25 protein-coding genes are annotated in these 20113 nt (G+C 66.8%); 10 read left to right on the forward strand and 15 right to left on the reverse strand.

The window, feature by feature from the left end; all coding sequences use genetic code 11:
* Positions 1-49 precede the first annotated feature (49 nt).
* The 5 genes from ACNPNP_RS12885 (at position 50) to ACNPNP_RS12905 (ending at position 2310) form a co-directional block, all read left to right on the forward strand.
* Positions 50-364, forward strand: a complete 315-nt coding sequence (locus ACNPNP_RS12885; protein ID WP_448966435.1) for a DUF7882 family protein — start codon at positions 50-52, stop codon at positions 362-364.
* Positions 365-451: 87 nt separating this feature from the next.
* Entirely contained in the window at positions 452-949 is a 498-nt protein-coding gene (locus tag ACNPNP_RS12890) for an FHA domain-containing protein (RefSeq protein WP_448966436.1), read from the forward strand.
* Positions 950-1073: 124 nt separating this feature from the next.
* Complete coding sequence (locus tag ACNPNP_RS12895) at positions 1074-1487, forward strand: CBS domain-containing protein (protein ID WP_448966437.1); 414 nt, start codon at positions 1074-1076, stop codon at positions 1485-1487.
* A gap of 11 nt (positions 1488-1498) precedes the next feature.
* Complete coding sequence (locus tag ACNPNP_RS12900) at positions 1499-2011, forward strand: CinA family protein (RefSeq protein ID WP_448966438.1); 513 nt, start codon at positions 1499-1501, stop codon at positions 2009-2011.
* Positions 2012-2037: 26 nt separating this feature from the next.
* Positions 2038-2310: a DUF7218 family protein gene (locus ACNPNP_RS12905; protein ID WP_448966439.1), complete on the forward strand. Its 273-nt coding sequence runs from the start codon at positions 2038-2040 to the stop codon at positions 2308-2310.
* Here the strand turns inward: ACNPNP_RS12905 and ACNPNP_RS12910 are convergent.
* A complete protein-coding gene (locus ACNPNP_RS12910; protein ID WP_448966440.1) occupies positions 2288-3574 on the reverse strand; it encodes an FAD-binding protein in 1287 nt (428 codons plus the stop codon). The genes ACNPNP_RS12905 and ACNPNP_RS12910 overlap by 23 nt on opposite strands.
* A gap of 52 nt (positions 3575-3626) precedes the next feature.
* Positions 3627-4193 (reverse strand): NADPH-dependent FMN reductase, encoded by a 567-nt coding sequence (locus ACNPNP_RS12915; protein ID WP_448966441.1) that lies wholly within the window; start codon positions 4191-4193, stop codon positions 3627-3629.
* Positions 4194-4318: 125 nt separating this feature from the next.
* Between ACNPNP_RS12915 and ACNPNP_RS12920 the strand changes: the two genes are divergently transcribed.
* Genes ACNPNP_RS12920 through ACNPNP_RS12935 form a run of 4 tightly spaced genes read left to right on the forward strand, consistent with a single transcriptional unit; the run spans position 4319 to position 6610 of the window.
* A complete protein-coding gene (locus tag ACNPNP_RS12920) occupies positions 4319-4456 on the forward strand; it encodes a hypothetical protein (protein ID WP_448966442.1) in 138 nt (45 codons plus the stop codon).
* Positions 4457-4461: 5 nt separating this feature from the next.
* Positions 4462-5139, forward strand: a complete 678-nt coding sequence (locus tag ACNPNP_RS12925; RefSeq protein ID WP_448966443.1) for a DUF6766 family protein — start codon at positions 4462-4464, stop codon at positions 5137-5139.
* Between the two features lie 2 nt (positions 5140-5141).
* Positions 5142-5612 carry a transglycosylase SLT domain-containing protein gene (locus ACNPNP_RS12930; RefSeq protein WP_448966444.1) on the forward strand — a complete coding sequence of 157 codons (471 nt, stop codon included), beginning with the start codon at positions 5142-5144 and terminating at the stop codon, positions 5610-5612.
* Positions 5609-6610, forward strand: coding sequence for a cation diffusion facilitator family transporter (locus ACNPNP_RS12935; protein WP_448966445.1), 1002 nt, complete (start codon positions 5609-5611; stop codon positions 6608-6610). Before ACNPNP_RS12930 ends, ACNPNP_RS12935 begins: the two co-directional genes overlap by 4 nt.
* Before the next feature lie 22 nt (positions 6611-6632).
* Here the strand turns inward: ACNPNP_RS12935 and ACNPNP_RS12940 are convergent, their stop codons facing one another.
* The 11 genes from ACNPNP_RS12940 to ACNPNP_RS12990 form a co-directional block, all read right to left on the reverse strand.
* Positions 6633-6770, reverse strand: a complete 138-nt coding sequence (locus tag ACNPNP_RS12940; protein WP_448966446.1) for a methionine/alanine import family NSS transporter small subunit — start codon at positions 6768-6770, stop codon at positions 6633-6635.
* The gene (locus tag ACNPNP_RS12945; RefSeq protein WP_448966447.1) at positions 6767-8389 is read right to left on the reverse strand and encodes a sodium-dependent transporter; all 1623 of its coding nucleotides are present in this window, start codon (positions 8387-8389) and stop codon (positions 6767-6769) included. The genes ACNPNP_RS12940 and ACNPNP_RS12945 overlap by 4 nt, the downstream gene beginning before the upstream one ends.
* Positions 8390-8444: 55 nt before the next feature.
* Positions 8445-9263: a DeoR/GlpR family DNA-binding transcription regulator gene (locus ACNPNP_RS12950; RefSeq protein ID WP_448966448.1), complete on the reverse strand. Its 819-nt coding sequence runs from the start codon at positions 9261-9263 to the stop codon at positions 8445-8447.
* 13 nt (positions 9264-9276) lie between these two features.
* Positions 9277-10074 carry a triose-phosphate isomerase family protein gene (locus ACNPNP_RS12955; protein WP_448966449.1) on the reverse strand — a complete coding sequence of 266 codons (798 nt, stop codon included), beginning with the start codon at positions 10072-10074 and terminating at the stop codon, positions 9277-9279.
* Positions 10067-10540, reverse strand: a complete 474-nt coding sequence (locus ACNPNP_RS12960; protein ID WP_448966450.1) for a ribose-5-phosphate isomerase — start codon at positions 10538-10540, stop codon at positions 10067-10069. Before ACNPNP_RS12960 ends, ACNPNP_RS12955 begins: the two co-directional genes overlap by 8 nt.
* 2 nt (positions 10541-10542) lie before the next feature.
* A complete protein-coding gene (locus ACNPNP_RS12965) occupies positions 10543-12291 on the reverse strand; it encodes a dihydroxyacetone kinase family protein (protein WP_448966451.1) in 1749 nt (582 codons plus the stop codon).
* A 115-nt stretch (positions 12292-12406) separates the two neighbouring features.
* Positions 12407-13396, reverse strand: a complete 990-nt coding sequence (locus tag ACNPNP_RS12970; RefSeq protein WP_448966452.1) for a D-ribose ABC transporter substrate-binding protein — start codon at positions 13394-13396, stop codon at positions 12407-12409.
* A gap of 49 nt (positions 13397-13445) precedes the next feature.
* The gene (locus ACNPNP_RS12975; RefSeq protein WP_448966453.1) at positions 13446-14540 is read right to left on the reverse strand and encodes an ABC transporter permease; all 1095 of its coding nucleotides are present in this window, start codon (positions 14538-14540) and stop codon (positions 13446-13448) included.
* A 22-nt stretch (positions 14541-14562) separates the two neighbouring features.
* On the reverse strand, positions 14563-16086 hold the full coding sequence (locus ACNPNP_RS12980; protein WP_448966454.1) for a sugar ABC transporter ATP-binding protein: 1524 nt from the start codon (positions 16084-16086) through the stop codon (positions 14563-14565).
* On the reverse strand, positions 16083-16754 hold the full coding sequence (locus tag ACNPNP_RS12985; protein ID WP_448966455.1) for a DUF2291 family protein: 672 nt from the start codon (positions 16752-16754) through the stop codon (positions 16083-16085). The genes ACNPNP_RS12980 and ACNPNP_RS12985 overlap by 4 nt, the downstream gene beginning before the upstream one ends.
* Entirely contained in the window at positions 16751-17785 is a 1035-nt protein-coding gene (locus ACNPNP_RS12990; protein WP_448966456.1) for a zinc-dependent alcohol dehydrogenase family protein, read from the reverse strand. The genes ACNPNP_RS12985 and ACNPNP_RS12990 overlap by 4 nt, the downstream gene beginning before the upstream one ends.
* A 246-nt stretch (positions 17786-18031) precedes the next feature.
* On the opposite strand from ACNPNP_RS12990, the gene ACNPNP_RS12995 reads away from it, so the two are divergent.
* Entirely contained in the window at positions 18032-19078 is a 1047-nt protein-coding gene (locus tag ACNPNP_RS12995; RefSeq protein ID WP_448966457.1) for an NAD(P)-dependent alcohol dehydrogenase, read from the forward strand.
* Position 19079: 1 nt separating this feature from the next.
* On the opposite strand, the gene ACNPNP_RS13000 is transcribed toward ACNPNP_RS12995, so the two are convergent.
* On the reverse strand, positions 19080-19682 hold the full coding sequence (locus ACNPNP_RS13000; protein ID WP_448966458.1) for a flavodoxin family protein: 603 nt from the start codon (positions 19680-19682) through the stop codon (positions 19080-19082).
* On the reverse strand, positions 19679-20041 hold the full coding sequence (locus ACNPNP_RS13005; protein WP_448966459.1) for a hypothetical protein: 363 nt from the start codon (positions 20039-20041) through the stop codon (positions 19679-19681). The genes ACNPNP_RS13000 and ACNPNP_RS13005 overlap by 4 nt, the downstream gene beginning before the upstream one ends.
* Positions 20042-20113: the final 72 nt, after the last annotated feature.

The raw sequence follows: 20113 nt of genomic DNA on the forward strand, positions 1-20113 counted from the left end.
TCCGCGCGTGCGCTCTCCCGAGCGAACGCCTCTGATTTACCCTAATGCGATGGGAATGATCTACTACGGCGGCGCCGCCGAACCGATCTCCGTCGAGGATCGTGCGCTCGCTCACCTCAAGGTCGTCATCGCCACGAAACTGCGTCGCAACGAGAGCTTCACCCTGTCCTGGAAGCACCCGGAGGGCGACCGTCCCGGCCGTTCGACGATCTGGTTGCATCCCTCGATCCCGTTGCGCTTCGTGTTCGATGAATCGGAGCCGCCGACGCTGAGCGCCGAGTGGATCACGGCGATGGCCAACTCCGCGAACTCGAGCGGAGGCATCACGCTCGTGCCCGAGTACATCCGCAGCTCCGCGGGCTAGCCGCGACGGCACCCAGGGTCAAGGCCCTCGCACCGGGGCTCGCGGCCGTCCTACTCTGACGGTTCAGCGAGCTCGAAGGGACCGGACATGACCGACCAGACTGCCCCGGGATACGACCCGACAACGACCCACGCCGAGTGGGGAGCGGGAGATCCCCGTCTGCTCATCTCGCGCGAGGATGACCGTACCGTGCATCACATCACCACGGACACCGTGCGCATCGGCCGCGCGGACGGCAACGAGCTCCGGCTCGCCGACACCGACCCGGTGCATGCGACCATCACGCATGACGAACGGGACGAGTACGTGCTCACGTTGCACGGCACGGGCGAGATGAACGCGAATCCCCAGTCCGCGGAGACCGACGGAGGAGACCGGTCGGAGATCCTGCGCACAGGCGCACGCTTCACGGCAGGACCCTGGACGCTGGTCTTCAACAGGGACGAGTTCGCCGACCACGGCCGCCCTTTCGGCGGGCGGGAGGGCGGAGAGTTCGACGACCAGCCGCCGCAGCCGGCGCGCCCCGACTACACCCAGGACACCAGCGCCGGGACGGACGCGGGGCTGGAAGTGAAGGACGGCTAGAACCGCCCGAGTGAGCACGACCGGAAGCTGTCAACCCCCTCTGCGACGCCGACGGCGCACGTCTATCGTCACCCGGAGCGAACGAACGATGAGACGCAGCGAAAGAACACGAGAGGAAACGACCATGACGCTGACGCGGGACATCATGACCCCTGCACCACGGTGCATCGGCGAGAACGACTCACTCAGCATCGCCGCATCCCTGATGTCTGAGTTGGATGTGGGCGCATTGCCGATCTGCGGCGAGGACAGGAAACTGAAGGGCATGCTCACCGACCGCGACATCGTGGTCAGAGCCGTCGCGGAGGGTCTTGATCCCGAAAGCACGCCGGCACGCGCACTCGCACAGGGGAAACCTGTGACCGTCGACGCGGGCGACGACATCCGCGTCGCATTGGAGAAGATGCAGGAGCATCAGATCCGTCGGCTTCCCGTGATCGACGATCACATGCTGGTGGGAATCATCAGCCAGGCCGATGTCGCGCGTTCGTTGGCCCCCGAAGCCACCGGCGTGACGGTCGAGAGCATCTCCCGCTGAGGGCGGTGGACATGCCTCCTGGCGAAGACGTCACCCGCCTCAGCGAGCTGGCACGTGCGGACGGTCTGCGGATCGCGGTCGTCGAATCGCTCACGGCCGGGGGCCTCGCCCACGCGGTGGGCGGCGGTGAGGGCGCGAGCGACTGGTTCGCCGGCGGGATCGTCGCCTACATGACAGACGTCAAGCAGCATCTGCTCCACCTCTCGGCCGGCGTCGACCCGTGCTCGGCGGAGTGCGCGGAGCAGCTCGCGGTGGGCGGCCTCGATCTTTTCGCCGCGGACGTCTGCGTCGCGACCACCGGAGTCGGCGGACCGGATGCGGAGGACGGTCATCCTCCGGGTACGGTCTACCTCGGATGGGCGATGCACGATCAGCACGGGCATGAGCATCGGCAGTTCGACGGCGGACCTGACGCCGTGATGTCTGCGACCATCGACGCGGCCGTAGCGATGCTGCGTGTGCGAGCGGAGGCTTTCAGCCCTGACACCGACCGTGTCGGCGCACGGGCGCACCACTCTGTCTGACCGAACATCCATGGAAGGAGAAGATCATGCCACGCGGAGCGAACTCGCGGCTGAAGGATCCGGAACTCTACGAGGAGCTTCGAGACGACGGCGCGTCGAAGGAGAAGGCCGCACGCATCTCGAACGCGACCGGCGGCACGAAACGCGGACGTTCAGAGGTCGGCCGACGCGGCGGAAAAGCCGGTGATTACGACGACTGGACGGTCGACGAGTTGCGCGGTCGCGCGAAGGAGCTCGGGCTCACCGGGTACTCCAAGAAGCGCAAGTCCGAGCTGATCACGGCCCTTCGGAACCACTGAGCGCCAGCACGCGGTCGAGGTGCCCGTTGCGGAACTTTCCCTGCGGATCGACGCGCGATGCCAGCGCGGCGAAGTCGCCCAGACGCCGGAAGGCGCCGGCCTGATCGAACTCCGTCGAGTACACCTTGCCCCAGTGGGCCCGCGGTGCGAACGGTCGGAGCGCGGCCTCGACATCGGGGAGGAGTGCTGCGACCTCGGCGGGGCGCTGCCGCCAGGTGAAGTGGATGGCGAGGCGTCCGCCGCCTTCTCCCCCGCTGAGCCAGAGGTCGTCGCCTGCGAACGTGCGGAATTCGCTCACGTGCAGCAGCGGGTCGATCCGATCGCCGAGCGGGCGCAGAGCCCGCAGCGCGTCGACGGCGAACTCACGCGGCACGAAGAACTCGGACTGGATCTCGTCGCCTCCCGCGCTGGGGGCGCGATCGAAGCGGAAGTGCGCGAGCCTGCCAGACCAGGCCCCGCTGGTCCCGAGCGGCGTCATGTTGTCATCGGGTGCGTCGCCGTCGATCACGGCATGCACTTCGGCGGTGACGCGTTCGCCGCCGAACAACTGCCGTGCAGCATCCGCCTGGCCGATCTGATTCGCGAGAGACCGCTGCTTGAGCCAGAGAGTGGAGAGCGTCGGGACGCTCCAGCGTCCGAGCACACTGACGCTGTACGCGGCACCCATGATCTCGTCGAACTCCTCGAGGAGCACGTCCCAGCTCACGCCCGTGTACACCTGCTGCGTCACGTCGAACGTCGGTTCGACCGCCAGCCGGATCCGGGTGATGACGCCGAGTGCCCCGAGCGCCACGACGCTGCCGTTGAAGTCCGGGTCGCCGGACTGCACCCAGGTCAGCTCGCCGTCCGCGCCGATGCGCTCGATGCCGCGGACAGCGGTGGACAGCACGCCGTTGCCGTCGCCTGAGCCGTGCGTGCCCGTCGCGGTGGCGCCCGCGACGGAGATGTGCGGCAGGGAGCCGAGATTGTGCAGCGCCCAGCCGTGCTCCTGCAGGAACGCGGCGACAGCGCCGTAGGGTGCGGCACCAGGCACGGTGACCGTGCGGGCGTCCTCATCGAGTTCGAACGGCGAGGAGACGTCTGCGAGCGAGATCAGCTGGGGGGCATCGGCGATGTCGTTGAACGAATGCCCTGTGCCGAGCGCCCTGATGCGAGCAGCGTCTGCGACGAGCTGCTGCGCCTCCGCGACGTCTCGGGGGCGCAGGACGTCCGTCGGTGTGAAGACGACGTTGCCTGCCCAGTTGCGGATCGCGTTGAGTGCCATCCGACCATCATGCCGCGACCGGCGTCTGCCGGTGAACGGATGACGTCGCGCGTCACCTGCGCGGCAGCACCGTCAGCACCCGCTGCACATGATCACGGAACTCGTTCATGTACGTGCGGAGGAACTCCTCGGTGTCCGGTTTCGTGATCGTGCCGTCTTCATGGAAGACCTCTTCGGTGAAATGGATGTACGCCTCCGGCGAGGTCATGTGACGCGTGTTGCAGAACGCGAGAACCGCACGGAGGCTCTGCTGCGCGACCGCGGTGCCGATGACGCCGATGGATGCGCCGATCACCGCGGTGGGCATGTGATCGAACGAGTTCTGCCCCCACGGCCGTGATGCCCAGTCGATCGCGTTCTTGAGCGCGCCGGGGATCGATCGGTTGTACTCCGGAGTCACGAACAGGATCGCGTCACTCGCGCTGATGGCCTGCTTCAGTGCACGCGCCTCGGCCGGATAGTCGTCATCGTGATCGGGGCTGTACAGGGGCAGGTCGCCGATCGGGATCTCCGCGAACTCCAGCTCATCCGGGGCCACCTGCATCAGTGCCTTCGACAGCACCCTGTTGATCGATCTGGACGACAGGCTTCCGACGAAATATCCGATTCTGTACGACATCTGTGCTCCTCTCGACTGAGTGAAGACACCAGTGTGCGCCCCGAGCGCCGGGAACGATACCCCCTTTCCCATCCGATGCACCGTTGTCAAGGGTGCTCCCCCGCGCGACGGTGTGGGCGAGGATCGTGTCCATCACGAGAGGAGCAGACGTGCCGGACAACCACGTGCCACGGGTCGCCATGCGCACCGCATTCTGGTCTTGGACGGTGATCATCGTCACCGGGCTGGTCGTCATGATCGCCCTGCCGCTGGTGGGACGGTGATCGGCGTGCGTCGCTTCCTTCGCAGCAGCAGCCTCAGCATCGCCTTCCTGATCATCTTCGCGCTCGCGATCATCGGGCAGGCGATCGCTGGGCACGCCTACAACAACGAGCAGCTCTCCCAGCACGGGCAGCCCCCGGTGGGCTTCTTCGACTTCGTCACCTCCTCCGAGTTCGTGATCGACGTCGCAGAGAACTGGCAGTCCGAGTTCCTGCAGTTCTTCCTGTTCATCCTCGCGACCATCTGGCTCATCCAGCGCGGCTCACCCGAATCGAAGAAGCCCGGCGACGAGGGCACGGGTACCGACGAGGAGCAGCTCGTGGGCGAGCATGCCGAACCGGACTCGCCGCGCTGGGCGAAAGTGCGGGGCGTACGGCTGTGGATCTACTCCAACTCGCTGCTGATGGCGATGGGGGCGGTGTTCCTGTTCTCGTGGCTGGCGCAGTCGCTCGCGGGCCACGTCGTCGCCAACCAGGAGAACGCGCAGCACGGAATGCCGCCGGAGACCTGGGGCGATTACCTCATGTCCGCCGACTTCTGGAACCGCACCCTGCAGAACTGGCAGTCCGAGTTCCTCGCCGTGGGCGCGATGGTGGCGCTGTCGATCTACCTGCGCCAGCGCGGCTCGAGCGAATCCAAGCCGGTGGGGGTTCCGCACCACATCAGCAGCGTCGAATCGGAGTGACGATGACCGCTCGCCTGCGAGGCGCTCTTCTTGCGCTGGTGATGATCGCATCTCTGACAGGATGCGGGATCACGGTGCCCACCGATCCCGACGGCACACTGCACAGCGTCACCGGCGGCGAGTTGCGGGTCGGCGTCTCCGCCGACGAGGGGCTCGCCGATGCATCCGGTGCGAATCCGACCGGACCGCTCGTCGATCTCGTCGACGGATTCGCCGCGTCGCTCGACGCGGAGGTCGACTGGACGGTCGGCAGCGAGGAGACGCTCGTCGTCATGCTGGAGGAAGGTGACCTGGATCTCGTGGTCGGCGGGCTCACCGACCAGACGCCATGGGCCGACCGAGTCGGCGTCACACGCGGATACCAGGGGATCGACGGCGCCGAGAACCGCGCGATCGTGATGTTCGTCCCTCTCGGTGAGAATGCATTCCTCACGAGCCTGGAGACGTTCCTCGACACCGAGGTCGGACCGTGAACGCGTATCACCGCTTCGGCCGGACCGATCTGCCCGCCGAGCAGCGGGAGGCTCTGAGGAAGGCCGTGCGGTGGGAGTACGCCACCATCTCGTACACGATCCTCACGATCGTCCTCGTCGCGTTCGTGGTCGGGAACTCGCAGGCCATGCGCACCGCGTGGATCGAGGACATGCTCTCGCTCATCCCGCAGATCGCGTTCCTCGTCGCCCTGATCTTCGTGCGGCGGCGTCCGAGCCTGCGCCACCCGTACGGAATGCATAGAGCGATGGGCGTCGGGCACATGGTGGCGGGCGTCGCTCTGCTCGCCGTCGGGCTGAACCTCGCCTACGAGGCCGTCTCCGGGCTCGTGGCGACGGAGCATCCCACGATCGGCACCGTCGTCGTCTTCGGGCAGACGATCTGGCTGGGCTGGCTGATGATCGCCGTCATGAGCGTCATCGTGATCGGCCCGTTCATCTACGGCCGGGCCAAGGCGAAGCTCGCGCCCGTGCTGCACAACAAGCTCCTCTATGCCGACTCCGACATGGCGAAGGCTGATTGGCAGACCAATGCCGCCTCGATCGTCGGCGTTCTCGGCGTCGGGTTCGGCCTGTGGTGGCTCGACGGCGTCGCGGCGCTGTTCATCTCGCTCGGCATCATCTGGGACGGAGTGCGCAACACCAAGGGTGCCGTGATCGATCTCATGGATCAGCGCGCGCGCAGTTACGACGACAAGGAACCGCATCCGCTCGCGCGCGAGATCGTCGAGCATCTCCGCGCGCAGCCCTGGATCCGGGATGCCGCGGTGCGCATGCGCGATCAGGGACAGGTGTTCCACGTCGAGGCGTTCATCGTCCCGCGTCGACGGCGTGTGCCGATCGCGCGGATCGACGAGATCTCGGAGAGCATCGCCCGACTGGACTGGAAGATCCAGGACGTGGTGGTCATCGCCGGCAGCGCCCTCCCCGACGAGGCGGACACGGGCCTGCGCCCCGAGAACGACTCGACGATCGGGTGAGCGTGTGCCCTCGGGCGCAGGCTCAGAGCTCGACGCGCAACGTGTCCGGCTCGGTCTCCGCGACCTCAGGGTGCCGTGCGAGGTTCACGATCGCGGCGATCAGTCCGCCCCAGACCGTGACCATCGCGATGATCATCATGGTGATTGCCGTCGCGGTCATGCGCCCGCTCCCTTCTCGTGCGTCGCTGCGATCCGGATGGTGTCGGTCTCCGGGTCGGGGTCGTAATGCTCGTCGACGAGGAACTCGTCGTAGTCAGGGTCGTCCTTGGCGTGCGAGCGTCCGCTCCACGGCATGAGCGAGAGCAGGACTCCGATCACGACCAGTGCGATCACCATGCCCCAGCCGAAGAGGCCGAGGAACCAGGTGGGGTACCCGCCGTAGGGCTCGGAGATCTTCGTGATGAGTTCGCTGACGAGCAGATAGCCGAGCACGACCGGTGCGAGCACCCCGACCAGCAGCATCCAGATCCGGCCGACGCGGAAGCTCGATCGTCGGTTGAGGTGCGCCTTCAGCACGGGCAGCTTGTAGAACACCCAGGCGACGACGATGACCGCCACGAGGGCGACGGCCATGATGCCGAAGGCGTTGACGAAGGCGTCAGCCGTGTCGAGCACCGTCAACGCGGTCGTCGTGGAGAACAGCGCCATCGAGATCACCGCGAGCGGGATCGACACCGTGAGGGTGGTGCGCACACGGCTCCAGCCGAGCTTGTCCTGGAGGGCAGCGACGATCACCTCGAGGATGGAGATGAGCGAGGTGATGCCAGCGAACACGAGCGCCCCGAAGAACAGCACGCCGATGATCGAGCCGCCGGTCGCCTGCGAGACGATGGTCGGGAACGCGACGAACGCGAGTCCGATCCCCGAGGATGCCACACCGGACACGTCTGTGCCCTGCGCCTGCGCCATGAACCCGAGTGCGGCGAAGACACCGATTCCGGCGAGGATCTCGAAGCCCGAATTGGCGAATGCCACGACGAGACCGGAGCCTGTCAGGTCGGTCTTGCGCTTGAGGTACGACGAGTAGGTCACCATGATGCCGAACGCGACCGACAGCGAGAAGAAGATGTGACCGTACGCGGACGCCCATACGCCCGGATCGGCCAGCGCCTCCCAGTTGGGGGTGAAGAACGCGTTGAGGCCCTCCATGGCCCCCGGCAGGAACAGCGACTGCACGACGAGGATCGCGAACATGACCGTGAGCAGTGGCATCAGGATCATGTTCGCCCTACCGATGCCGCGCTTGACGCCGAGCGCCATGATCACGATCACGACGAGCCAGACGACGACCAGCGGGATGCCGACCTGCGGCACGAAGTCCGTCGAGATGCCGCCTTCGGCGACGTCGGCGGACTGCAGGAAGTCGGTGAAGAAGAAGTCGTTCTCGTTGCCCGGCCCCCACGTGAGCTGGGCGGAGAACCAGGTGTACATCGCCGCCCAGGCGATGATGACCGCGTAGTACACGGCGATCACGACGCAGATGAGCACCTGCCACCATCCGAGCGGCTCTGCGGCGCGGTGGATGCGGCGGAACGCGAGCGGGGCTGAGCCGCGGAAGCGGTGCCCGATCGCGTAGTCGAAGAAGAGCAGCGGGATGCCGGCGGTCAGCAGTGCGCACAGGTACGGGATGAGGAAGGCGCCGCCGCCGCCCTCGTAGGCGACGTAGGGGAAGCGCCAGATGTTCCCCAGGCCTACGGCGGAGCCGATCGCCGAGAGGATGAACACATTGCGTGAGCCGAATGCCTCACGTCTGCGGGTCTGCGTCGTTGCGGTGGCCATGCCCGAGACGTTACCTCAGACCGGATGCGCGTGTCGCGAAGCGCGCCAGGCCCGCTCAGCGAGCGACGGCCGGACGGCGTGCGATGTGCACGTTGACGCCGGCGTCCTGCATCCGCTCGATGTGCCGGCGATCCGTCGCAGCGTCGACGACGACCACGTCGAAGTCGGCCAGGGGCAGCATGGCGTGCAGCGCGCGCTTCTCGAACTTCGTCCGATCCGCCAGCAGCACCCGCTTGCTCGCCGACTCGAACATCGCCCGCTTCACGTCGACGGTCTCCAGTGTCTGGTGGAAGCAGATGTCGTCCACGATGGCCGAGGTCGACATCACGAAGAGATCGGCGCGCAGCTCCGCGATCTCCCGCACGGTGATGCGCCCCATGAACGAGCTGCACCAGTTGTAGAACTCTCCGCCGAGGCCGATCATCTCGATGCCGCGCATACCGCGCAGGTCGTTCATGATCGTCAACGTGTTGGTGATGACGGTGAGGGGCGTCTTGGTGTGCAGGTGCGGAAGCAGATGCATGGTCGATGTCGAATCGTCGAGAATGATCGCCTGCCCCGGCTCGACGAACTCCATGGCCGCGACCGCCATCGCCTCTTTCTCGGCCTGTTGACGACCCACGCGGTACACATCGCTGGATTCGACCAGCGCCGTGGAGCTCGCGGTGGCGACCCCTCTGCTCTTGCGCAGCAGTCCCCGATCCTCCAGTTCATCGAGATCGCGATGCACCGTCATCACGCTGATGCCGAACCGCTCGGCGATCTGCTCGATGCGCAGGGATCCGGCGGCCATCACGGCCTCGCTGATGGCGAGTTGACGCGACTGCTGTCGGTCCGTTCGCGATGGCACGGCGGGGGAACTGCTGGTCGTCACGTTCTTCTCCACTTCAGCGTGTGCTGACGGCCTCGTCGATGATGCTCGCGAACGCCTGCGGCTCGTGGGCGAATCGGCCGAGGAACAATCCGTCGACACCTGACCCGAGCGTACTCAGCAGTCCGGGCTTGGCGCTGCCGCCGTAGATGACTGCCGCGTGGTCGAGGCCGCGCTGCGCCAGATGGGAGCGCAATCGGCCGGCGACCTCTGTCACGTGATCGGGCGAAGCGGGTTCGGCCTGACCGATCGCCCACTCGGGTTCGTAGGCGACGACGAGGTCGCTGAGCTCGCCGGCGTCGGCGACCGCCGATTCGATCTGCTGGATGCAGGTCTCAGCCGCAGACACGGCGGATTGCCGCGTGACTTCGCCGACGCAGAGCACCGGAGTGAGTCCGTTGCGTACCGCGGCCGCCAGCTTTCGCCGGATGACCGTCTCGTCCTCACCGAAGACATGGCGTCTTTCCGCGTGACCGACCTCGACGTACCGGCATCCAAGACGTGCGAGGTCGGCTCCGCTGACCGCCCCCGTGTATGCGCCCCGGTCGGCCCAGAACAGGTCCTGGGCTCCGACCGCGATGGGCGATCCTGCGACGGCCGCGATCACGCGGTCCAGCGCAGGCAGCGAAGGCAGCACGAAGAGGCCGACCTCTCCGGAGATGACGGCAGGGTGCGCGCGTGCGATCGCTGCGAGCGACTCCGCCCACGCCACGGTCGCGTCGACGTCGAGATAGAGCTTGAGGCTCGCTCCGAGCAGAACCGGCCGGCCGGCATCCTGCAGCGGAGCGCGAGACGGTTCGCCGTCGTCAACCACAGGTCCCCGTGGCCTCGTACCCGTCGATGACTGCCACCTTCTGCGCCGATGCGGAGGACTCGTCGAACTCGTATCCGAGCCATTCGCGCGCCAGACGGCGTGCCAGTTCCAGCCCCACCACTCGCTGTCCGAATGTCAGCACCTGAGCGTTGTTGCTGAGCACGCTGCGCTCGACGCTGTAGCTGTCATGGGCCGTGACGGCGCGGATCCCCGGCACCTTGTTCGCCGCGATCGCGACGCCCAGACCGGTGCCGCACACGAGCAGAGCCCGGTCTGCCTCACCCGCACGGACCTTCTCCGCCGCCGCGATCGCGACGACGGGGTATGCCGTGCCCCCGCTCGCGTCGACGCCGACATCGATGACCTCGGCGACCCGCGGGTCGTTCAGCAGGTCCTTCTTGAGGGCTTCCTTGTACTCGAACCCCGCGTCGTCGGATCCGACGACGATTCGCCATTCACGTGTCATGTTCAGTCCTTCTCTGTTCTGCTGTCGTCTGCGAGCACCTGGCCCGCAACGGTCATCGCCCGCGCGAGCGAGATCGCGCCGGGGTCGGGAGTGCCGAGGCTCTTCTCCATGTGAGGGCGCGCACGCCCCATGCGCGGAAGAAGAGCGGATGTCGCCTCTGCCGCGCTCGTGGCCTCGGCAGCTGCGGCTGCCCATGCCGACGCCAGCGGAGTGCCGGCCGCCACGCGCGAGGTCAGTCCCTCGGCGAAGGGCACCAGCGCATCGACCATGGTCTTGTCGCCGACCGCGGCCTTGCCGTAGCTCTGGATGGCCGCTCGTGCGGCGTCGACCGCCGCCGCGACATCGTGCCCCTGTGGTCTGATGTCGTCGCCGATGCGCTCCCCCGCTGCCCGGAGCGCGGCGCCCCAGAGGGCACCGGAGGTGCCGCCGGCCTTGTCGGCCCACGCATCTCCCGCGCGGCTGAGCACTGTGCCCGCGCCCGCTCCGGCGGTGACGGCTTCACGGGCGGCGGCAGCGCCGGCGCGCGCGCCCCGCTGCATGCCGATGCCGTGGTCTCCGTCGCCGGCGATCGAATCCAATCGGCCGAGTTCGTCGACGTCGCGATCGATCATGTCGCGGATCGCGTCGATGATCGCGAGGGCGACCGCGCCGACCTCGACGGAGTCGGTCGATGCAGCAGGGATGGCCTCGGCATCGAGGCCTGCGTCCTGGACGGCATCGGCCACGGCATCCGCGCCAGACGACTGGACGGCGCCCTTGCGGTACGCCGGCGTGTACGCAGGTGATGACCATGCGGTGGCCAGCTCATCGTCGAGCCAGAAGAGGGTCAGTGAGACGCCCGCCATCTCGAAGCTCGTCGCATACTCGCCGACCTCGGGCTCGACGATCGTGACTGCGGCCTCTGCCAGGAGCTCGATCACCGTGGCGTAGATCACGAACAGCTCTTCGGATTTGACCGCGCCGAGTCCGTTGAGGATGACCGCGGCGCGCGCACCGTCGACGGAGACGCCGTCAGGCACCTCGCCGAGCAGCCCTTCGACGAGCAGTGCGGCGATGTCGCGTGCAGACGGCAGCGGCACGACGGAGATACCCGGTTCCCCGTGGATCCCCATCCCTACGGCCATGTGCCCGGAGGGGACGGTGAAGAGCGGCTCGGATGCTCCGGGGAGCGTGCATCCGGAGAACGCGACGCCGATCGACCGGGTGCGCTCGTTGGCGCGGGCTGCGATCTCGGCGACGTCCTCGAGAGACATGCCCTGCTCAGCCGCCCACGACGCCGCGCGGAACACGGCGAGGTCTCCGGCGATGCCTCGCCGTTTGGACTTCTCCGCCGGTGAGGCGCTGTAGATGTCGTCCGTCACCCGCACTGTGCGGCACGGGATGCCCTGATCGCGCAGCCGCTTCTCGGCCTGATCGAAGTTGAGCACGTCGCCGGCGTAGTTCCCGTAGCTGAGGAGGACGCCCGCCTCCGTCGCGACGGACTTGGCCACGGAGTAGATCTGCTGCGCGCTCGGCGAGGCGAAGACGTTGCCCATCGCGGCGCCGTGGGCGAGTCCGGCTCCGACGAGGCCGGCGAACGCCGGATAGTGTCCTGATCCGCCGCCGATGACGACGGCGACCTGCCCGGACGGCGTGGCCTGCGCGCGGGCGACGCCACCGGGCACCCGCCGCACGAGTGCGCTGTGGGCGGCGACGAAGCCGATCACGGATTCGTCCGCGAAATCGGCGGGGTCGTTCAGAACGTAGCTCATGTTGCCTCTCGTCAGTGACTTGAGATCAGTGCCCGCGAGGGGCGAAGTGTGTGGACGGGGGCGGATGCCGAACGGCACCCGCCCCCGTGTTCACCGCACGGGAGCGCGGTGCGGATTACTCGGTGTAGGTGAAGGGTTCCGTCATCTTGTCGGCGTTGTCCTTCGTGATGAGGATGCAGTCGAACGACTGCTTCTCGGTCTCCGGCGCGGTGCCGGTGCGGATGTACTCGTCAGCGAGCTCGACGGCCTTCTTCGAGAACACCGCGACGGGCTGGAGGACGGTGTACGCCATCTCCCCCGCGATGACAGCGGAGACGGCATCCGGCGCACCGTCGAAGCCGCCGACGACGACGCCCTCGAGCTTGCCTGCTTCCTTGAGGGCGGCGATCGCGCCGAGAGCCATCTCGTCGTTGCCCGACATGACTCCGGTCAGCGACGGGTTGGACTGCAGCAGCGACTGCATCTTGTCGTGACCCTTCGTGCGGTCCCAGTCCGCGACCTCTTCGCCGACCTCGACCAGCTCGGGGTACTGGCTGATCACGGTCTGGAAGCCGTTCGAGCGGGTCTGCGCGTTGTTGTCGGAGGGAGCACCGAACAGCTCGACGTAATCACCGGCTTCGCCCATCTGAGACACCCACTCCTGGGCGCCGAGTGCGGCTCCCTGAGCGTTGTTGGAGACGAGCTGCGCCTTGGCGATGCCCGCCTCGTTGATCTCGGCGTTCACGAGGAACACAGGGATTCCCGCAGCTTCCGCCTTCTTGACCGCGGCGATCGACCCGTCGGCGTTGGCCGGGTCGAGGATGATCGCGACCGACTTGTTCGAGATCGCCGTGTCGATGAGGGTGTTCTCTGTGTTCGTGTCGCCCTTGTGCGCGCCGACGCTGGACTCGTAGCCGAGTTCCTCCGCCGTTGCGGCGGCGACATCCCCCTCCGTCTTCCAGTAGGGGTTCGCCGGGTCGTTCACGATGATGGTGATGAGACCGCCGGCTTCTCCGCCTTCGGCATCCGTCGGAGGAGCGTCCGTGCTGCCTCCGGCGCATCCGGCGAGCGAGATGATCAGCGCACCTGTGGCGATGATCGAGGCGATTGCCTTCTTGCGCATCATTTGATGCGTCCTTTCTCTTGGTGGGTGTTGCAGGTTCTGTGGATGCGGATCAGCTCTTCGCGGCGGGCTCCGCGACCGGCGGGGTCGCCTTCGCGGGCGGCGTCGCGGCAGCGGGGCGACGACGACGGCCGTACTGCAGGCTGTTCAGCAGCACTGCGACGACGATCACGGCGCCGATGAAGACCATCTGCCAGTACGCGGAGACGCCCACGATGACGAGGCCGTCGGAGAGGAAGCCGATCACGAAGGCGCCGAGCAGCGTGCCGCGCACATTGCCCCGGCCGCCCATCAGCGATGCGCCGCCGATCACGACCGCGGCGATCGCGGTCAGTTCGTAGGTGTTGCCGGCCGTCGGGCTGGCGCTGGTGAGGGTCGAGGCGAGGATGAGACCGGCGATGGCTGCGCAGATGCCCGAGATCACGTAGACCCAGATCTTCACGCCGCGCACCGGCACACCCGAGAGCTCTGCGGCGCGCTCGTTGCCTCCTGATGCGTACAGCCAGCGACCGAAGCGCGTGCGCCCGAGGAGGAAGCCGAGCACGATAGCGATCAGGATCATGATGATGACGCCGATCGGGATGTTCAGAACGCGGTTGAAGCCGAGCCAGTTGAAGCCCGTGTTGCCCAGGGCCTCGTCGCCCGACAGGTCGTTGATCGTCAGACCGTTGGTCATCAGGAGCGCGAGCCCGCGCACCACGTAGAGCATGCCCAGCGTCGCGACGAAAGGAGCGACCTTGAACTTCGACACCAGGATTCCGTTGACGAGTCCCACCGCTGCGCCGACAGCGCAGGAGATCACCACGACCACGGGGATGCTCGGGTAGAGGATCACGCCGAAGATGTTGATCGGCACGCCCTGCATCAGGAAGCCGGCTATCACTGCGGAGAAGCCCAGAGTTGACCCCACGGAGAGATCGATGCCGCCGTTGAGCACGACCAGCAGCATGCCGAGGCCGAGGATGGCGTAGATCGCGACGTGCGACGCCATGATCAGGATGTTGTCGAAAGTGAGGTAGTTCGGTGACATCAGTGAGAACACCACGATGATCAGGATCAGGGCGAGGAACGCCCTGCCTTCGATGAGCACTCGGGTGAACGAGAACTTCTTCTTGTTCTCGAGGATGGCGGTCGTTGTCGTCGTCATTGTCGGTCCGTTCTCAAGTTCTCTAGGCGGCCACGGCCTCGCCGGAGGCGGCCATGATCATTTCCTTCGTGGCGTCCGGACCGAACTCGGCGGAGATCTGGCCGCGTCGCAGGACGATGATGCGGTGGGCGATGCTGAGGCATTCGCCCACCTCGGATGTCGAGTACACGACGGCGAGCCCCTCGCGGGCACGCTCGGCGAGAAGCCGGAACACCTCGCCCTTGGCGCCGATGTCGATGCCTCGGCTCGGTTCGTCGAGGAGCATCACGCGCGGATCGGTCGCGATGACCTTGCCGATGACGACCTTCTGCTGATTGCCGCCCGAGAGCGAGCCGATCGGCAGTTCGGGTCCGGGAGTCTTCACGGTGACCGTGCGGATGAGGTCCTGTGCGATGTTCTTCTCGACGCGGCGCGAGAGCACGCCGTTGCGCAGCGAGTCGCCGAGGCTGGCGAGAGTGAGGTTCGTGCCGACGTCGAAGGTCTGCACGAGACCATCGCGCTGGCGGTCCTCCGGTACAAGTCCGATCCCGAGAGCGATCCGCTCCGCGATCGTGTCGTCGCCGAGCGCCGTGCCGTCGAGCAGGATCTCGCCGCCGTCGATGCGATCGCGACCGGCGACGGCCTCGAGCAGTTCGGTGCGCCCGGCACCCATCAGCCCGTACAGGCAGACGATCTCGCCCGCGCGCACATCGAGGCTGAGGCCGTTCACGATCGAGCGCTCCGGGTTCTCCGGGTCGAGGACTCGGAGGTCGCGGATGCTGAGGATCGTGTCGCCGAACTCGTATCCGGTGGGCGGGGATCCGAGGTCGAAGTTGTCTCCGACCATGTTCCGCACGATCCACTCGAGATCGATGTTGGCCCGTTCGTCCTTCGCGGTCATGGTTCCGTCCCGCAGGACGACGGCGTGATCGGTGATCTCGAGCGCCTCCTCGAGATGGTGGGAGATGTACACGATGGCGACACCGCGGGCGGTGAGGTCGTGGATGATCCCGAAGAGGATCTCCACCTCCGCTGCGGCGAGAGCGGAAGTCGGCTCATCCATGATGAGGATGCGCGAGTTCACCGAGAGTGCACGAGCGATCTCGATGATCTGCTGCTGGCCGACCCGCAGATCGTTGACGTGGGTGTCGGGCTCGACACCGGGAAGCAGATCGGCGAGGAGCTGCCGCGTCTGCCGCGCCTCTTCCGCGAAGTCGATCCCGAACGGCCCCGTGATCTCGCGTCCCATGAAGATGTTGTCGCGCACCGAGAGGTTGGGGGCGAGGCTCAGCTCCTGATGGATGATCGAGATGCCGCGCTCGCGCGCGTCGTTCGTGGAATGGAACACGACCGGCTCGCCGTCGAGGATGATCTCACCGGAGGTCGGCTGTTCGACGCCGGAGAGGATCTTCATCAGCGTCGACTTGCCGGCGCCGTTCTCTCCGAAGAGGGTCGTCACCGTGCCGCGACGGATCTCGAAGTTCACGCCCTTCAGCGCTCTGGTTCCACCGTATGTCTTGACGACGTTGCGCGCCTCGAGGACGACGTCGTCGAAGTCGTCGCTCATTGCACGCTCAGTTCGACCGGGGTGACGAGCCAGGAGCTCGGATTGATCAGGGTGAAGGCGCCGGTGACCTCGATCGTCTTGCCCGTCAGGGCCGTCGTGTCGATGTCGGCCAGCACCTGCGTCTTCAGCTCCTCGTTCAGTGCCGCCGCGGCGTTCTGGAAGTCGATCTGGTTGACGAACTGACCGAACTCGATCTCGCCGGTCGCATCGCGCAGCTCGGTGCCGTTGACGGCGGGACCGGTCTGGACACGGATCAGGAGGTCTGCGGGCAGGCCCTCGACAGCCACCTCGTAGATGCCGGACTGACCTTCGCCGACGACGCCGGTGAACGTCGTGCTGTACACGGGGCCGCCGGAGCTCTGCACCGCATACTCCTCCGCAGCCGCTGCCGGGTCTGCCGCGACGGCGGCGGCGAGGACGTCGGCCTCGACGGCGCGATCGACGATCTCGGACTGGACCGTGGGGAACTCCTCGGCGCCGTATGTGGCCGGGTCGAACTTCTGCGTGCCCTGCGCGAGCGGGTCATCGGCCGGTACGACCCGCGTTCCCAGCACCAAGCCGAGGATCACGAGGACGACGACACCGATCCAGATGCCGCGCTTGGCACCGGTCGACAGCGATCGACGCGGCTTCTTCACCGATGCACTCGCGGTGGTCGACGCGCTCACGGGATCAGCACCCTGGACTCGGTGTCGTTCGGGCGGATCTGGAGCTTGCGGCCCGAACCACGACGGAACAGCTCCAACGCCTCTTCGTAGTCGTCGAGGATGAAGGAGTGGCTGATCATGGCCTTCGCGTTGATCGCTCCTGCCTCGAACATCTCGACCGCGCGCCCGAAGGAGTTGAGCACGGCCATCGTCCCGACGATCGAGATCTCGTCGCGGTACACGCGGAACGGCGAGAACTTCGCGGTGCCGTCGGCGGGAGCGACGCCGAAGTCCTGGAAGAACCCTGCCGGCTTGACGCGGGTGAGCGCGTCTTCGATCGCGCGCAGGTTTCCGGTGCAGTCGATCACCACGTCCCACTTCTCGCGATCGGCGTCATCGGCCGATGTGTAGCGCAGCTCGATGCCGCACTCCTCGGCGACCGCGAGGCGGTCGACGTTGAGGTCGACGATGCTCACCGATGCCGCACCGGCGCGCGTGGCCAACTGCGCCATCAGCAGCCCCATCGTGCCTGCGCCGTAGACGAGCACGTGGTCGCCGATGCGGCGGGGCAGCACGTCCCACCCGCGGATGGCGCAGGCGAGCGGCTCGATCAGCGCGGCCTCGTGGATGTCGGTCTCCGGCTTGAGCTTGTAGACGTTGCCGGCCGGCGCGGTGAAGAACTCCTGCGATGCGCCGTCGGAGGCGACGACGCCGAGACCGTTCCAGAACCGGCAGAGGTTCTGGTGCCCGTTGAGGCAGAACTCGCACTCCCCGCACGTCGTGCTGGGGTTGACCGCGACATGGTCACCGACCTTGAAGTCGAACACACCGCTGTTGACGCCTTCGCCGAGCGCGACGATCGTGCCAGTCGCCTCATGACCGGGAACGAGCGGGAAGACGGTGCCCTCGAACTCGCCGTCGAAGACGTGCGTGTCGGTTCCGCAGATACCGACCGCCGCGGTCTCGATCAGGATCTCCTTGTAGCCGGGCGTGGGCTTCGGCCGCTCTTCGAGGGACAGCTGCCCCTCCGCCGTGAATACAACTGCTCGCATCTTTGCTCCCGATCTGCGTCTCCCGCGACGCGAACACCGTCTCGTCGTCGGGATGTGTCGATGTGACTGGCGTGCCCCCTGGCAGTGCCGAGGATCCCGCGGAGAGGCTCAACTCTCATGTTATGTTCCTGTGATCAAATCACATGACCACGTTACATTCACCATACTTCGCGGTAATATCGAGTGTCAAGAGAGCCCGCCACGGCCTGACGCGACAACGAAGAACCGCATCGAGGAGACCGCATCATGACTGCAACGACGCACGTACCCGAATACATGGCCGCCAATGTGCTGATCCGGGCGCGCCACGTCGAGATGCAGGAGCGTCGCGTACCGACGCCCGCCCCTGACGAGGTTCTCGTCAAGGTCACCGCTGTGGGCGTATGCGGCTCGGACGTGCACTTCTTCCATGAAGGGCGCCTCGGAGACTGGGTCGTCGAGGAACCGCTCGTCCTCGGTCACGAGTCGGGCGGCGTGATCGTCGCGGTGGGCTCGGATGTCTCACCCGAGCGCATCGGCGAGCGGGTCTCGATCGAGCCGCAGCATCCGTCAACCACATCCGCTGAGACGCTGAGGGGCGACTACAACCTCGACCCGCACATGCGCTTCTACGCCGTACCTGGCACGGACGGCGCGTTCCAGGAGTACGTCACGATCCAGAGCCATTTCGCGTTCGCGATCCCGGACTCGGTGAGCGATTGGGCAGCCGCCCTGCTCGAACCCCTGTCGGTGGCCGTGGCGACCGGCCGCAAGGCCGGCTTCTCCGTCGGCGATCGCGTGCTGATCACCGGAGCAGGACCGGTCGGTCTCGCCGTCGCGCAGGTGGCGAGGGCCGCCGGTGCGACCGAGGTCTTCGTCTCGGACATCAGCGAGGCGCGTCGGGACGCCGCGCTGCGTTTCGGGGCGACCACCGCTCTCGACCCGATCACCGACGCCGATGCGATCCGCACCGTCGCCGCGGACTCGTTCGTCGACGCCTCGGGTGCAGCTGCCGCCGTGCGCAGCGGGATCGACTCGCTCCGCCCAGGGGGCCGCGCCGTGCTCGTCGGCATGGGTTTGCCGGAGCTGGCACTGCCGATCACTCAGATCCAGAACAAGGAACTCGTGCTGACGGGAGTCTTCCGTTATGCGAACACCTGGCCTGCGGCGATCGCCCTCGTCGCGTCAGGCCAGGTCGACCTGGACGGTATGGTCACCGGCACGTTCTCACTCGACCACGTCAAGGACGCTCTCGAATCCACGACCGACGCCGGCACGATCAAGTCGGTCGTAGAACCTCACCGGCGCGGCTAGATCAGCTGGACGCCGGGTAACCGGTCTCGCGCAGGAGCCCTGCCAGGTGGATCGCGTTGGTCAGCGAGGTCGTGATCGATGCGCTCACCTTCTCCGGCGTCTGCTGCAGGTCCTTGTAGTCGGTGGTGTGCATCGCCTCGCCGTTCCAGTACACCGAGCCCTGTGCCGGAACCGTGAAGCCGACGTCGTTCAGCGCCTGGAAGAGTATGGCCGTGATGTGATGCGCACCGTCCTCGTTCCCCAGGACGCCGGCGACGGCGACCTTGTCGAACAGGATCGGCCGCCCCTCGGCATCCGTCTCGCTCAGTTCGGCGTCCAGGCGCTCCAGCACCCGCTGAGCGACGCTCGAGTGCTGACCGAGCCACGTCGGCGTCACGAACACCAGGATGTCGGCATCCAGGACCTTCTCGCGCAATGCCGGCCACTCGTCGCCCTCCCCCATGTCCTTCTCGACGCCGGGAAGGATCATGTGGTCGACGGCCCGGACTCTCTCGCAGGTCACGCCGTTCTCGGTGAGGAACGTCGACACCTGGCTGCCGAGCACCTCTGAACTCGACTCCGCAGGCGACGGCTTGAGGGTGCAGTTGACGACGAGGGCTCTCATACGGCACCACCGTGCTCGGCCGGTCCCTTGGAGCCGACGCCCGGAGCGTCGCTCATGGGTGAACGGTTCGCGACCGAGGCCTCGTCTTCGGGATCGACCTGGACCGCATCCACCGACCCGGAGTCCGCTCCCGCTCCGCCCGCTGGCACGTCGGCGGCGAGCACATCCGGCTCGTCGGCGACGGCAGGCTCACCCAGCGACGACTCTTCCTCGCTGGCGAGACGGTCGGCTTCGGCGCTGTCGATGAGGTTCTCATCGGCGTCCGGATCGAGCACGGCGTCGCCGTCGACGTCCATCGTCGCCTGCTCGTCGCGGTCGTCGTCCGGAAGCGGAACCGACGTGAAGTTGGGGTTCGACATGGTTGCATCCTTTCCTCTGGTGGGCCAACGCTAAGCCCGCCGGTGGTCGCACCCGAGCGGGTTGACCGTCGA

This window comes from Microbacterium xerophyticum (assembly GCF_053543555.1).

What these genes read in the sequence shown, in the direction of transcription:
- ACNPNP_RS12940 (WP_448966446.1), bottom strand. Translation starts at nt 6,770, where the DNA reads ATGACCGCGACGGCAATCACCATGATGATCATCGCGATGGTCACGGTC.
- ACNPNP_RS12975 (WP_448966453.1), bottom strand. Translation starts at nt 14,540, where the DNA reads ATGACGACGACAACGACCGCCATCCTCGAGAACAAGAAGAAGTTCTCG.
- ACNPNP_RS12890 (WP_448966436.1), top strand. Translation starts at nt 452, where the DNA reads ATGACCGACCAGACTGCCCCGGGATACGACCCGACAACGACCCACGCC.
- ACNPNP_RS12980 (WP_448966454.1), bottom strand. Translation starts at nt 16,086, where the DNA reads ATGAGCGACGACTTCGACGACGTCGTCCTCGAGGCGCGCAACGTCGTC.
- ACNPNP_RS12990 (WP_448966456.1), bottom strand. Translation starts at nt 17,785, where the DNA reads ATGCGAGCAGTTGTATTCACGGCGGAGGGGCAGCTGTCCCTCGAAGAG.
- ACNPNP_RS12905 (WP_448966439.1), top strand. Translation starts at nt 2,038, where the DNA reads ATGCCACGCGGAGCGAACTCGCGGCTGAAGGATCCGGAACTCTACGAG.
- ACNPNP_RS12995 (WP_448966457.1), top strand. Translation starts at nt 18,032, where the DNA reads ATGACTGCAACGACGCACGTACCCGAATACATGGCCGCCAATGTGCTG.
- ACNPNP_RS12885 (WP_448966435.1), top strand. Translation starts at nt 50, where the DNA reads ATGGGAATGATCTACTACGGCGGCGCCGCCGAACCGATCTCCGTCGAG.
- ACNPNP_RS12930 (WP_448966444.1), top strand. Translation starts at nt 5,142, where the DNA reads ATGACCGCTCGCCTGCGAGGCGCTCTTCTTGCGCTGGTGATGATCGCA.
- ACNPNP_RS12945 (WP_448966447.1), bottom strand. Translation starts at nt 8,389, where the DNA reads ATGGCCACCGCAACGACGCAGACCCGCAGACGTGAGGCATTCGGCTCA.
- ACNPNP_RS12910 (WP_448966440.1), bottom strand. Translation starts at nt 3,574, where the DNA reads ATGGCACTCAACGCGATCCGCAACTGGGCAGGCAACGTCGTCTTCACA.
- ACNPNP_RS13005 (WP_448966459.1), bottom strand. Translation starts at nt 20,041, where the DNA reads ATGTCGAACCCCAACTTCACGTCGGTTCCGCTTCCGGACGACGACCGC.
- ACNPNP_RS13000 (WP_448966458.1), bottom strand. Translation starts at nt 19,682, where the DNA reads ATGAGAGCCCTCGTCGTCAACTGCACCCTCAAGCCGTCGCCTGCGGAG.
- ACNPNP_RS12895 (WP_448966437.1), top strand. Translation starts at nt 1,074, where the DNA reads ATGACGCTGACGCGGGACATCATGACCCCTGCACCACGGTGCATCGGC.
- ACNPNP_RS12960 (WP_448966450.1), bottom strand. Translation starts at nt 10,540, where the DNA reads ATGACACGTGAATGGCGAATCGTCGTCGGATCCGACGACGCGGGGTTC.
- ACNPNP_RS12915 (WP_448966441.1), bottom strand. Translation starts at nt 4,193, where the DNA reads ATGTCGTACAGAATCGGATATTTCGTCGGAAGCCTGTCGTCCAGATCG.
- ACNPNP_RS12970 (WP_448966452.1), bottom strand. Translation starts at nt 13,396, where the DNA reads ATGATGCGCAAGAAGGCAATCGCCTCGATCATCGCCACAGGTGCGCTG.
- ACNPNP_RS12900 (WP_448966438.1), top strand. Translation starts at nt 1,499, where the DNA reads ATGCCTCCTGGCGAAGACGTCACCCGCCTCAGCGAGCTGGCACGTGCG.
- ACNPNP_RS12965 (WP_448966451.1), bottom strand. Translation starts at nt 12,291, where the DNA reads ATGAGCTACGTTCTGAACGACCCCGCCGATTTCGCGGACGAATCCGTG.